The organism is Pseudomonas psychrophila HA-4 (assembly GCF_000282975.1).
GTDB classification, from domain to species: Bacteria; Pseudomonadota; Gammaproteobacteria; order Pseudomonadales; family Pseudomonadaceae; genus Aquipseudomonas; species Aquipseudomonas psychrophila_A.
The window spans coordinates 67,323-79,551 of record NZ_ALJC01000107.1 but is presented as its reverse complement, the minus strand read 5'-3'; the positions used below and the strand labels follow the sequence as shown (position 1 = coordinate 79,551).

Below are 12,229 nucleotides of genomic sequence, written 5' to 3'. Positions count from 1 at the left end.
TTATGCCGTCAGAACGCTTACAGCTTGCCAGCATTCTCAGTCAGGTAAGCCGCAACACCTTCAGTCGAAGCGGTCATGCCTTTATCGCCTTTCTTCCAGTTAGCAGGGCACACTTCGCCGTGCTCTTCGTGGAATTGCAGCGCGTCAACCAGACGCAGCAGTTCGTCCATGTTACGACCCAGTGGCAGGTCGTTAACGATCTGGGAGCGAACAACCCCTTTGTCATCGATCAAGAAAGCACCGCGCAGTGCTACGCCGCCTTCAGTTTCAACGTCGTAAGCCTTGCAGATGGCGTGATTGATGTCGGCGGCCATGGTGTATTTCACCTGGCCGATACCGCCGTTGTTTACTGGGGTGTTACGCCATGCGTTGTGAGTGAAATGGGAGTCGATTGAGACTGCAACCACTTCAACGTTACGCGCCTGGAACTCTGGAATGCGGTGATCCAGAGCGATCAGCTCAGATGGGCAAACGAAGGTGAAGTCGAGTGGGTAGAAGAACACCAGGCCGTATTTGCCTTTAATAGCGGTAGACAGCGAGAAACTGTCAACGATTTCGCCATTCCCAAGTACGGCTGCGACGGTGAAGTCAGGGGCTTGTTTGCCTACGAGTACGCTCATTGGATATCTCCGGGGTGCAACGTGAAGAACGGGACCAGACCAGGCTTGCCATCGTGAAACAACAGGCTTGCGGCCAGTTCCGCATGAAAATGACTGAGCATCATACACCGCTCGTCGGGACCGTCCTTAACCCTTTTTCATCCTCACACGCCTAAGCCGCCGATACCGTTCGTCAGGGCAACCTGAACAAAGCACAACAGAGGCCGAAGGTACTTTGACAATCATTCTCGTTAACATTAAGATCCGTTTCATTGAATCCCAACCAGCGATGGTTCTTATTTATGTACGTTTGTCTTTGCACTGGCGTTACTGACGGAAAAATCCGCGATGCAATCTACGAGGGTTGCTGCAGTTATCGCGAAGTTCGTGAAGCGACTGGCGTTGCCAGCCAATGCGGTAAATGCGCATGCCTGGCGAAACAAGTGGTTCGTGAAACCCTGTCTTCACTCCAAGCCAGCCAAGCGGCCATGGGTTTTCCAGCAGAATTTTCTGCTGCGTAATTAACGAATTCTAAAGAACCGGACTTAATGTCCGGTTTTTTTATGCCAAAAATTCAAGCACTTAGAGCCAAGACGCGGAACACAAACATTCTTATTCCGATTAATTTTCATTTATTATTCAAACACTTAGGTTTGACAGGCTTTAATACGCAGCTCAAACTCAGCCTTATATACAGTTAACTAAGGCAGGCCCTCGCGATGAAAGGCGACATTTCAGTCATCCAGCACCTCAACAAAATCCTCGGTAACGAGCTGGTTGCGATCAATCAATACTTTCTGCATGCGCGCATGTATCAAGATTGGGGCCTGGAAAAGTTAGGCAAACACGAATACAACGAATCCATCGACGAGATGAAGCACGCTGACAAACTGATCAAGCGCATCCTGTTCCTGGAAGGCCTGCCGAACGTACAAGACTTGGGCAAGCTGCACATTGGCGAGCACACCAAGGAAATGCTGGAGTGCGACCTGCGCATTGAGCGCACGGGTCACGCCGATCTCAAAGCCGCTATCGCTCACTGCGAAGTTGTCGGCGACTTTGGTAGCCGTGAACTTCTGGAAGATATTCTGGAATCGGAAGAAGAGCATATCGACTGGCTGGAAACTCAACTGGGCCTGATCGATAAAGTAGGCATTGAGAATTACCTGCAATCGCAAATGGGTGAGTAACTAACCCCCACAAAAAAGCCCCGCTCTGATTATTCAGTTGCGGGGCTTTTTCATGCGCTGCCACTTAACAACTAAGTGGCAACAGCAACTGCCATTAAGCTTCAGCTTTATTCGCAGCCGCTTTGGCCGCAGCATCTTTGACCAACGCCTGCAAAGAACCGTCAGCAGCCATCTCAGCCATGATGTCGCTACCGCCAACCAACTCGCCAGCTACCCACAATTGCGGGAACGTTGGCCAATTAGCGTATTTAGGCAGGTTGGCACGAATTTCAGGGTTCTGGAGAATGTCCACGTAAGCGAACTTCTCGCCACAGCCCATGACAGCCTGAGCCGCTTTGGCGGAGAAGCCGCACTGCGGGGCATTTGGAGAGCCTTTCATGTAGAGCAGAATGGTGTTGTTAGCAATCTGTTCTTTAATAGTTTCGATGATATCCATGGAGCACCTCGGCTGAACTTTCCGACTCAGATGTCGGCACGGTGGCGAATTGTAACGCAAAGCCGAGCATGGCGCTCGGTCTCCCAGACAGACAATCTTCGCACTCCTGAGCTAAAAATCCGCGCCCGCCACGCAAAACCACGGTGCCCCCTGCCCCGAAGAACGGCCTATAGAAGGCACGGAGAATTGCCAAGCAACCTGAGGGCAGTGTACAACTGGGCAGCTGAGGTGAGGCAAACCACTGAAAAGGGGGGCTGCCGCGTGCTCATGCAGTGCAAGACTCGCTCAAACCTCTAAACACGTGACCCTTATTGGCAAGGCGCGACATTTCCTTATAAGATCGCGCCTTCCCCTATTTCGTCGCCCCGTGCGGCTTTCGCCGCAGGTCTCGCCCGTTTTTCCGAAAAACCCGGCTTTGAGTATCTGCGGTCGTTGCAAAAAAGGTAGTTAATGATGAGCGCAAGGCACTTTCTCTCCCTTATGGATTACACGCCCGAAGAACTCCTCAGCGTAATCCGTCGCGGCATCGAGCTAAAAGACCTGCGTGATCGAGGCGTTCTCTTTGAACCCCTGAAAAACCGCGTTCTGGGCATGATTTTCGAAAAGTCATCGACCCGCACCCGACTGTCATTTGAAGCCGGCATGATCCAACTTGGCGGCCAGGCTATTTTCCTGTCCCCGCGCGACACTCAACTCGGCCGTGGCGAGCCCATTGGCGACTGCGCAATCGTTATGTCGCGCATGCTCGACGCCGTCATGATCCGTACCTTTGCTCACAGCACCCTGACCGAGTTCGCGGCTAACTCCCGCGTACCCGTCATTAACGGCTTGTCAGACGACCTGCACCCCTGCCAGCTACTGGCAGACATGCAAACCTACCTTGAGCACCGTGGCTCAATCAAAGGCAAAACCGTGGCCTGGATCGGTGACGGCAACAATATGTGCAACAGCTATATAGAAGCGGCCATTCAGTTCGACTTCCAACTGCGCGTTGCATGCCCTGAAGGGTATGAGCCCAACCCACAATTCGTGGCGCTGGCAGGAGATCGCGTAACCATCGTTCGCGACCCGCGTGATGCCGTGATCGGCGCTCACTTGGTCAGCACAGACGTCTGGACCTCAATGGGCCAGGAAGAAGAAACCGCCAAACGCTTAGAGCTGTTTGCGCCGTATCAAGTTAACCGCGCCTTGCTCGACCTTGCCGCAGACGATGTGCTGTTCATGCACTGCCTGCCTGCTCACCGCGGAGAAGAAATCAGCCTCGACCTGCTGGACGACTCGCGTTCCGTTGCCTGGGATCAAGCTGAAAACCGCCTGCACGCACAAAAAGCGCTACTCGAGTTTCTTGTCCAACCTGCGTACCAGCCCGCATGAGTCAGCCGCTATTGCTTAAGCTTCGCGATCTGGCCTGTGGGTACCAAGGCCAGAGTGTGGTGCAAAACCTTAACCTGCACCTTAATGCAGGCGACATTGGTTGCTTGCTCGGCTCTTCAGGCTGCGGCAAAACCACCACCTTGCGCGCGATTGCCGGCTTTGAGCCAGTACACCAAGGCGAAATCCAGCTTGCGGGCGAAATCATCTCCAGTGCTGGCTTCACCCTAGCCCCAGAGAAACGTCGCATCGGCATGGTGTTTCAGGACTACGCTCTGTTCCCACACTTGAGCGTGGCTGACAACATTGCATTCGGCATCCGAAAGCACCCGAACAAAGAGCGCATCACTGAAGAATTGCTTGAACTGGTCAACCTCAAAAACTTGGGCAAGCGCTTCCCGCACGAGCTTTCAGGGGGGCAGCAGCAACGTGTCGCCCTCGCCCGCGCCCTCGCCCCCGAGCCGCAATTGCTGCTTCTGGATGAACCGTTCTCCAACCTGGACGGCGAATTACGCCGCAAACTCAGCCATGAAGTCCGGGACATTCTAAAAGCGCGAGGCACCAGTGCGATTTTGGTGACACACGATCAGGAAGAAGCCTTTGCGGTGAGTGACCATGTCGGCGTGTTTAAAGAAGGTCGCCTTGAACAGTGGGACACACCCTACAACCTCTATCACGAACCGTTGACGCCTTATGTGGCGAGTTTCATCGGCCAAGGCTATTTCATCCGCGGGCAATTGCTCAGCCCTGAGTCGGTGCAAACCGAGCTGGGCGTATTACGCGGAAATCGGGCTTACACCTGGGCAGCCGGCGGAGCGGTGGATGTGCTCCTGCGTCCCGACGACATCGTGTACGACCCCGACAGCACGTTAAAAGCCAAAATCATTGGCAAAACATTCTTAGGCGCATCAACCCTATACCGCTTGCAACTACCAACTGGTAGTCAGCTGGAATCGATCTTTCCAAGCCATGCCGACCACCCGCCGGGCACCGACGTGGGAATCCGCGTCGCCGCTGAGCACTTGGTCATGTTTCAAACCAGCGGCAGCACCGCTGCACAAATCCCGCATACCGAATCAGGCGTAAGACGTTTCAGCACCGCCACCTAAAGACAGACACAACCCTCGTATGGGCGAGCTTGTCTGGCGATCTTTTGAACTTTAAAAAGATCGCCAGACAAGCTCGCCCCACACCGTCATGCTTTTCGCCCAATACCCGCAAAAATCGCCTGCGTGTGCTCAGCCAACACTGCCGGTGCCAGTTCCACTTCCAGCCCACGTCGACCTGCGCTCACATATATCGACTCGAACGCATGTGCGCTCTCATCAATAAACGTGCGCAAACGCTTCTTTTGCCCTAAGGGGCTGATCCCGCCCAACAAATATCCCGTCGCTCGCTGTGCTGCCGCAGGGTCGGCCATCTCGGCTTTTTTGACCCCTGCTGCCTGCGCTAAGGCTTTCAAATCAAGACTTCCGACGACCGGTACGACAGCGACCAATAGTTCACCCTTTTCGCTGCTGGCTAAGAGTGTCTTGAACACCTGCGCAGGTTCGAGACTGAGCTTTTCTGCTGCTTCCAAACCATAAGAGGCGGCCTTGGGGTCGTGTTCATAACTATGGACGCGATGTTCGGCGCGAACTTTTTTCAGCAGATCCAGTGCAGGTGTCATGGCAGCCCCTGTTGCGTATTGGATAAAAAAAGCGGTGCCGAATTTTAAGCGATTGCCCAGTAAAAAGGCGCTAGAACGGGCATCTCGCCGCTATTGACGGCTGAAACGTTACACCCACCCTACCAATTTGTAGTGTTTTCTTACAGAAAAACGTAACCAAAAACTCATATGAAAGTCAGAATGTGAATGGTCGTTCACTTTCGACCTTTGACAGCAGTGTTTCTTGTCTATATTTTTTCGAATACGAATATGCCTATCCTTACCCGTATTCCGTTACAAACCTATGAAACGCCGAGATCAAGACGTCCGGCTTTTATATGTTGCTGCATTGCCACCCCAGACTGACGACGTCAAAAAACAACAAAAACGAGGTTTTAAATGACGACTGCAACGCAGCACCCTACGCTTCTAGGCCAATGCACGGCCGAGTTTCTTGGCACAGCACTTTTGATTTTCTTCGGAACAGGATGCGTTGCGGCTCTCAAGGTCGCAGGTGCCAGCTTTGGTCTGTGGGAAATCAGCATCATCTGGGGCATGGGCGTCAGTATGGCGATTTACCTGACTGCCGGCGTTTCCGGCGCTCACCTGAATCCCGCCGTCAGCATTGCGCTGTGCCTGTTTACTGATTTTGATAAACGCAAATTGCCGTTCTACATCCTTGCTCAAGTGGCAGGTGCCTTCTGCGCTGCCGCGTTGGTTTACACGCTTTACAGCAACTTGTTCTTCGATTACGAACAAACGCACCATATGGTGCGCGGCAGCCAGGCCAGCCTCGAATTGGCCTCGGTGTTCTCAACGTACCCACACCCAGCCCTCTCGACACTGCAAGCCTTCCTCGTTGAGGTGGTGATTACCGCCATCCTCATGGGCGTGATCATGGCCCTGACCGACGACAAGAACGGCCTGCCTCGCGGCCCATTGGCCCCGCTGTTGATTGGCCTGCTGATTGCCGTGATTGGCAGTTCAATGGGGCCTTTGACCGGCTTTGCGATGAACCCTGCGCGGGACTTCGGACCTAAATTGATGACGTTCCTTGCGGGATGGGGTGAAATTTCATTCACCGGTGGACGCGATATTCCTTATTTTCTGATTCCAATTTTTGCTCCGATCGTGGGTGCAACCCTCGGCGCAGCCATTTATCGCGGGCTGATCGCCCGCCACCTGCCAGAGGCCGAGTCCGTTACGGCGGACGCCCCAACAGTTGGCGAAGTGAAAACCCAGGCTTCCTGATATCGACTTATGAAACGGGGCGCACGAGACTACTGCCCGTTATCTACTCGCGCCCTGAAACCATTACTTCATTCTGCAAGGCAATCACATGACCGACATTCAGAATAAGAACTACATCATTGCACTGGACCAAGGCACCACCAGTTCGCGAGCAATCATTTTCGATCGTGACGCCAACGTGGTCTGCACGGCACAACGCGAGTTCCAACAGCACTACCCGCAAGCGGGCTGGGTTGAGCATGACCCGATGGAAATTTTCGCGACCCAAAGCGCGGTCATGGTCGAGGCCCTGGCTCAAGCCGGCCTGCATCACGACCAAGTTGCTGCCATCGGTATCACCAACCAGCGTGAAACCACCGTCGTGTGGGACAAAGTTAGCGGCCGCCCGATCTACAACGCCATCGTCTGGCAGTGCCGCCGCAGCACCGAGATTTGCGAGCAACTCAAACGCGATGGCCACGAGCAATACATCAGCGACACCACGGGGCTGGTCACCGACCCCTACTTCTCCGGCACCAAACTGAAGTGGATTCTCGACAACGTCGAAGGCAGCCGCGAGCGTGCGCGTAATGGCGAGTTGCTTTTCGGCACCATCGATAGCTGGCTGATCTGGAAATTTACCGGCGGCAAGACACACGTCACTGACTACACCAACGCCTCGCGCACCATGCTCTTCAACATCCACACGCTGGAGTGGGATGCCAAGATGCTTGAGGTGCTGGATATCCCGCGTGAAATGCTGCCAGAAGTGAAGTCTTCTTCCGAAATCTACGGCCGCACCAAAAGCGGTATCGCCATCGGCGGTATTGCCGGCGACCAGCAAGCAGCACTGTTCGGCCAGATGTGCGTAGAGCCAGGCCAGGCCAAGAACACCTACGGCACTGGCTGCTTTCTGCTGATGAACACTGGCACCAAGGCGGTCAAATCGAGCCACGGCATGTTGACTACCATTGCCTGTGGCCCACGCGGTGAAGTGGCTTACGCTTTGGAAGGCGCGGTCTTCAACGGTGGCTCTACCGTCCAGTGGTTGCGTGACGAGTTGAAAATCATCAACGACGCACACGACACCGAGTACTTTGCCAGCAAGGTCAAAGACAGCAACGGCGTGTACCTGGTGCCCGCCTTCACCGGCCTCGGCGCCCCCTACTGGGACCCGTATGCCCGTGGCGCGCTGTTTGGCTTGACCCGTGGCGTACGTGTCGACCACATCATTCGCGCAGCCCTTGAGTCGATTGCCTACCAAACCCGCGACGTCCTGGACGCCATGCAGCAAGACTCCGGCGAACGCCTAAAAGCTCTGCGTGTTGACGGCGGCGCCGTGGCCAACAACTTCCTGATGCAGTTCCAGGCCGACATCCTCGGCACCATGGTTGAGCGCCCGCAAATGCGTGAAACCACCGCCTTGGGCGCTGCGTACCTGGCTGGCCTGGCCTGTGGGTTCTGGGGCAGCCTGGATGAGTTACGCGGCAAGGCGCTTATTGAGCGCGAGTTCGAACCTCAGCTCGAAGAAGCCAGCAAAGAGAAGCTCTACGCTGGCTGGAAAAAAGCTGTGAGCCGCACCCGTGACTGGGAACCGCACGAAGAAAGCAACTAAGTCGTGAAGCCAGAACGTCAGGCTTAGGCAGACAACGGGCGCTCTTGGCGCCCGTTGTCACATCTACTCTTCAGGCACCTGCGTGTAGCAGACCGAGCATTCCTGCGGCATCATGGGCGAATTCTGCTTCGCCGCCCAAAGGAAACTCCATGAATCTGCCTCCACGCCAACAGCAGATCCTCGAACTCGTTCGCGAGCGCGGCTATGTCAGCATCGAGGAAATGGCTCAGTTGTTTGTCGTTACACCGCAGACCATCCGTCGCGACATCAACCAGTTAGCTGAAGCCGATCTATTACGTCGCTATCACGGTGGCGCCGCCTACGACTCCAGCGTCGAAAACACCGCCTATGCCATGCGCGCCGACCAGATGCGCGATGAAAAACGCCGTATTGGCGAAGCCATCGCCGCCCAAATCCCAGATCACGCATCGATCTTCATCAATATTGGTACGACTACCGAGTCGATCGCCCGCGCGCTGCTTAACCACAATCACCTGAAAATCATCACCAACAACCTGCATGTCGCCTCAATTCTGAGTGCCAAAGACGACTTTGAAGTGCTCATCGCCGGCGGTAACGTGCGCCGCGATGGTGGCATCGTAGGTCAGGCCAGCGTCGATTTCATCAACCAGTTCAAGTTCGATTTCGCACTGGTCGGCATTAGTGGTATTGATTCTGACGGCAGCTTGCTGGATTTCGACTATCAGGAAGTACGCGTTTCTCAAGCCATTATCGCCAACGCCCGTCAGGTGATTCTGGCAGCGGACTCCAGTAAATTCGGACGCAACGCAATGGTTCGACTGGGGCCAATCACCCTGATTGATTGCCTAGTCACCGATCAACCGCCCGTGCCCGAACTGGCCCAATTGCTTACGCAAAATAAAATCCGCTTGGAAGTGGTGTAGCCCGCGCCGCGCCCCACAACGCTTCGATTGGTATTCACTTGCCTGTGGGAGCGGGCTTGCTCGCGATGGCATCACCCGGTGACTCAGACATACCGCGCTGCCTGAATCGCGAGCAAGCCCGCTCCCAAAGAATCATCATTCCAGCGCTCTAATGTTCGAAAATATTCCTTTCGACACCCTTCGATGAGTTTTTTCAATCGAAAGGTGCTGGCTGTGCCTGCACTTATCCGCTACCATTTTCGGAAATGAACATTAATGTTCGAATTCAAATATGCGTAAAGAACGCGAGGCCTGCACATGCCCCTGACCACCTTGCCTGCCAACCCTCTCGCTGAGGTATACGACGTTGCCGTGATTGGCGGCGGGATTAACGGGGTTGGGATCGCTGCAGACGCGGCTGGTCGCGGCCTCTCTGTGTTCCTTTGCGAAAAAGACGACTTGGCCAGCCACACCTCCTCAGCCAGCAGCAAACTGATCCACGGCGGCCTGCGCTACCTAGAACATTACGAGTTCCGCTTAGTGCGCGAAGCACTGGCCGAACGTGAAGTGTTGCTGGCCAAAGCCCCACACATTGTCAAACCCATGCGCTTTGTATTGCCCCATCGCCCGCACCTGCGCCCGGCGTGGATGATCCGCGCAGGCTTGTTCCTGTACGACAACCTGGGTAAACGCGAGAAGCTCGCAGGTTCTGTCAGCCTCAAGTTCGACGCCAACAGCCCGTTAAAGCCCGAGATCAAAAAAGGTTTTGAATACTCCGACTGCTGGGTCGATGACGCCCGCCTAGTCGTACTCAACGCGATGGCTGCACGGGAAAACGGCGCTCATGTGCACACACAAACCCGCTGCACGGGTGCTCGCCGCAACGCCGGCCTCTGGGATCTGAACTTTGAACGCGCCGACGGCAGCCTATTCTCGATTCGCGCCAAAGCCTTGGTTAACGCAGCCGGACCTTGGGTTGCCAAGTTCATCAAAGATGACCTGAAAATGGATTCGCCTTACGGCATCCGCCTCATTCAGGGCAGCCACTTGATCGTGCCTAAACTGTACGACGCACCGAACGCGTTCATCCTGCAGAACGAAGACCAGCGAATCGTGTTCACCATTCCGTACATGGACCAGTTCACCATCATCGGCACTACCGACCGCGAGTACACCGGCGATCCGGCCAAGGTCAGCATTACCGAAGAAGAAACCGACTACTTACTCAACGTGGTCAATGCCCACTTCAAACAGCAAGTCAGCCGTGCTGACATTCTGCGCACTTACTCGGGCGTACGTCCGCTGTGCAACGACGAGTCGGACAATCCTTCGGCCGTGACCCGTGATTACACCCTTGCCTTGTCAGGCACGTCGGGCGAGGCGCCATTGTTGTCCGTGTTCGGCGGCAAGCTGACTACCTACCGCAAACTGGCCGAATCGGCCATGGCGCAACTAACCCCGTACTTCGCTCAGATCAAACCGAGCTGGACCGCCAAGGCCACCTTGCCTGGCGGTGAAGATATGACAACGCCTAAAGCCTTGAGCGCTGCACTAGTCAGCAAACACAGCTGGCTTGATGCCGCCATCGCCAAACGCTGGGCAATTACTTATGGCAATCGTGCATGGCGTCTGCTGGATGGCGCACAAGGCCTGAGCGACATGGGCGAACACATTGGCAGCGGCCTCTATAGCCGAGAAGTGGATTACCTGTGTCACCAAGAGTGGGCACTGGATGCGCAAGACATCCTATGGCGCCGGACCAAACTGGGCCTGTTCACCACCGCTGAAGAACAGGAACGTTTGGCACATTACATGGCAGGTTTAAACCTTAAACACCGCAAGGTGGAAGCGGCTTAAACGCCCCCAACATGCCTCACGATCTTTTGATCGTTTAAAAGCTCGTGAGGCAAGCTCGCTTCTACAGATGTATGATTTTCTATTCGGTTTTCCGAACACCTAAGCCAGCCTCAGTTCGGCTTTCCGGGCACGCCCTTCTTCAGCCTCCCCGCCAAAAACATTTAAACCCTTACAAATCAATACCTTGATCTAAAACATCGTCTCTGGCACGACTCATGCTCTACACTCAGGGCCGATTGCAAAAACAGCGCATAAGCCTGTTGAGCTATTCGAAGTACACCAAGGGCTCGTGAACGGGCTCAAATAAAAAAAACAATGTCGAGGAAACATCGATGCGCATCGTTCCGCAACTTTTGAGCGCAGCAATCGCCGCAGCTCTGATTAGCACTCCAGTTTTTGCAGCCGAATTGACCGGCACACTGAAGAAAATCAAAGAATCCGGCACTATCACACTCGGTCATCGTGACTCCTCCATTCCGTTCTCCTACATCGCGGACGCTTCCGGCAAGCCGGTTGGTTACTCCCACGATATTCAACTGGCAATCGTTGAAGGGCTGAAAAAGCAACTCGACATGCCTGACCTCAAGGTCAAGTACAACCTGGTCACCTCCCAGACCCGTATCCCGCTGGTTCAAAACGGCACTGTCGACGTTGAGTGTGGTTCCACCACCAACAACGCTGAACGCGCTCAGCAAGTAGACTTCTCGGTCGGCATCTTCGAAATCGGTACCCGTCTGCTATCCAAAGCAGGCTCGGAATACAAAGATTTCGCAGACCTGAAAGGCAAAAACGTCGTGACCACAGCGGGCACCACCTCCGAGCGTATCCTCAAGGCGATGAACGCTGACAAGCAAATGGGCATGAACGTCATCTCCGCGAAAGACCACGGCGAAGCCTTCCAGATGCTGGAATCGGGCCGTGCTGTAGCCTTCATGATGGACGACGCCCTGCTCGCCGGTGAAATGGCCAAGGCCAAGAAGCCTACTGACTGGGCCGTTACCGGCACTCCTCAGTCCTACGAAATCTACGGCTGCATGGTGCGTAAAGGCGACGCGGACTTCAAAAAGGCCGTGGATGACGCCATCGTTGCGACGTATAAGTCTGGCGACATCACCAAGATCTACGACAAATGGTTCCAGTCCCCGATTCCACCAAAAGGCCTGAACCTAGGTTTCCCGATGAGCAAAGAACTTAAAGAGCTGATCGCCAACCCAACCGACAAGCCAGCACCTGACGTCAAAATCTAAATTCTGACGTGCTTAGCACCCGAGTGTGAATGACCACGCTCGGGGGCTTTGACCAACTGCTGCACTAGCTTCTTATTGCATGAGTGAGCACTCGAACCGCTGGTTGTCGAGCGAGGGCGTGTGCCCGACCGCACTGTCGGGTGAGAACGGAT

12 protein-coding genes are annotated in these 12,229 nt (G+C 54.7%); 9 read left to right on the top strand and 3 right to left on the bottom strand.

Features of this window, described 5'->3' with window-relative positions; translation table 11 throughout:
* Positions 1–17: 17 nt before the first annotated feature.
* Positions 18–620, bottom strand: a complete 603-nt coding sequence (locus B347_RS0117580) for a peroxiredoxin (protein WP_019411008.1) — start codon at positions 618–620, stop codon at positions 18–20.
* A gap of 281 nt (positions 621–901) precedes the next feature.
* Here B347_RS0117580 and B347_RS0117570 point away from each other — a divergent pair, with 281 nt between their 5' ends.
* Both B347_RS0117570 and bfr read left to right on the top strand, forming a co-directional pair.
* Positions 902–1,120 carry a bacterioferritin-associated ferredoxin gene (locus B347_RS0117570; protein WP_026014263.1) on the top strand — a complete coding sequence of 73 codons (219 nt, stop codon included), beginning with the start codon at positions 902–904 and terminating at the stop codon, positions 1,118–1,120.
* A 198-nt stretch (positions 1,121–1,318) separates the two neighbouring features.
* Positions 1,319–1,789, top strand: a complete 471-nt coding sequence (gene bfr, locus B347_RS0117565) for a bacterioferritin (RefSeq protein WP_019411006.1) — start codon at positions 1,319–1,321, stop codon at positions 1,787–1,789.
* 94 nt (positions 1,790–1,883) lie between these two features.
* Here the strand turns inward: bfr and grxD are convergent, their stop codons facing one another.
* Positions 1,884–2,225 carry a Grx4 family monothiol glutaredoxin gene (grxD, locus tag B347_RS0117560; protein WP_019411005.1) on the bottom strand — a complete coding sequence of 114 codons (342 nt, stop codon included), beginning with the start codon at positions 2,223–2,225 and terminating at the stop codon, positions 1,884–1,886.
* Positions 2,226–2,678: 453 nt separating this feature from the next.
* On the opposite strand from grxD, the gene argF reads away from it, so the two are divergent.
* Both argF and B347_RS0117550 read left to right on the top strand, forming a co-directional pair.
* Entirely contained in the window at positions 2,679–3,599 is a 921-nt protein-coding gene (argF, locus tag B347_RS0117555; protein WP_026014262.1) for an ornithine carbamoyltransferase, read from the top strand.
* The gene (locus B347_RS0117550) at positions 3,596–4,705 is read left to right on the top strand and encodes an ABC transporter ATP-binding protein (protein ID WP_019411003.1); all 1,110 of its coding nucleotides are present in this window, start codon (positions 3,596–3,598) and stop codon (positions 4,703–4,705) included. Before argF ends, B347_RS0117550 begins: the two co-directional genes overlap by 4 nt.
* A gap of 86 nt (positions 4,706–4,791) precedes the next feature.
* Here B347_RS0117550 and ybaK read toward each other — a convergent pair whose 3' ends face one another.
* Complete coding sequence (gene ybaK, locus B347_RS0117545) at positions 4,792–5,265, bottom strand: Cys-tRNA(Pro) deacylase (RefSeq protein WP_019411002.1); 474 nt, start codon at positions 5,263–5,265, stop codon at positions 4,792–4,794.
* A 378-nt stretch (positions 5,266–5,643) separates the two neighbouring features.
* Here ybaK and B347_RS0117540 point away from each other — a divergent pair, with 378 nt between their 5' ends.
* The 5 genes from B347_RS0117540 to B347_RS0117515 all read left to right on the top strand — a co-directional run bounded on the left by B347_RS0117540 (position 5,644) and on the right by B347_RS0117515 (position 12,077).
* The gene (locus B347_RS0117540) at positions 5,644–6,495 is read left to right on the top strand and encodes an MIP/aquaporin family protein (RefSeq protein WP_019411001.1); all 852 of its coding nucleotides are present in this window, start codon (positions 5,644–5,646) and stop codon (positions 6,493–6,495) included.
* A gap of 88 nt (positions 6,496–6,583) precedes the next feature.
* Positions 6,584–8,089, top strand: a complete 1,506-nt coding sequence (gene glpK / locus B347_RS0117535; protein ID WP_019411000.1) for a glycerol kinase GlpK — start codon at positions 6,584–6,586, stop codon at positions 8,087–8,089.
* A gap of 149 nt (positions 8,090–8,238) precedes the next feature.
* Positions 8,239–8,994, top strand: a complete 756-nt coding sequence (locus B347_RS0117525) for a DeoR family transcriptional regulator (RefSeq protein ID WP_019410999.1) — start codon at positions 8,239–8,241, stop codon at positions 8,992–8,994.
* A 297-nt stretch (positions 8,995–9,291) separates the two neighbouring features.
* Positions 9,292–10,830, top strand: coding sequence for a glycerol-3-phosphate dehydrogenase (gene glpD, locus B347_RS0117520; RefSeq protein ID WP_019410998.1), 1,539 nt, complete (start codon positions 9,292–9,294; stop codon positions 10,828–10,830).
* A gap of 332 nt (positions 10,831–11,162) precedes the next feature.
* The gene (locus B347_RS0117515; RefSeq protein WP_019410997.1) at positions 11,163–12,077 is read left to right on the top strand and encodes a glutamate/aspartate ABC transporter substrate-binding protein; all 915 of its coding nucleotides are present in this window, start codon (positions 11,163–11,165) and stop codon (positions 12,075–12,077) included.
* Positions 12,078–12,229 lie beyond the last annotated feature (152 nt).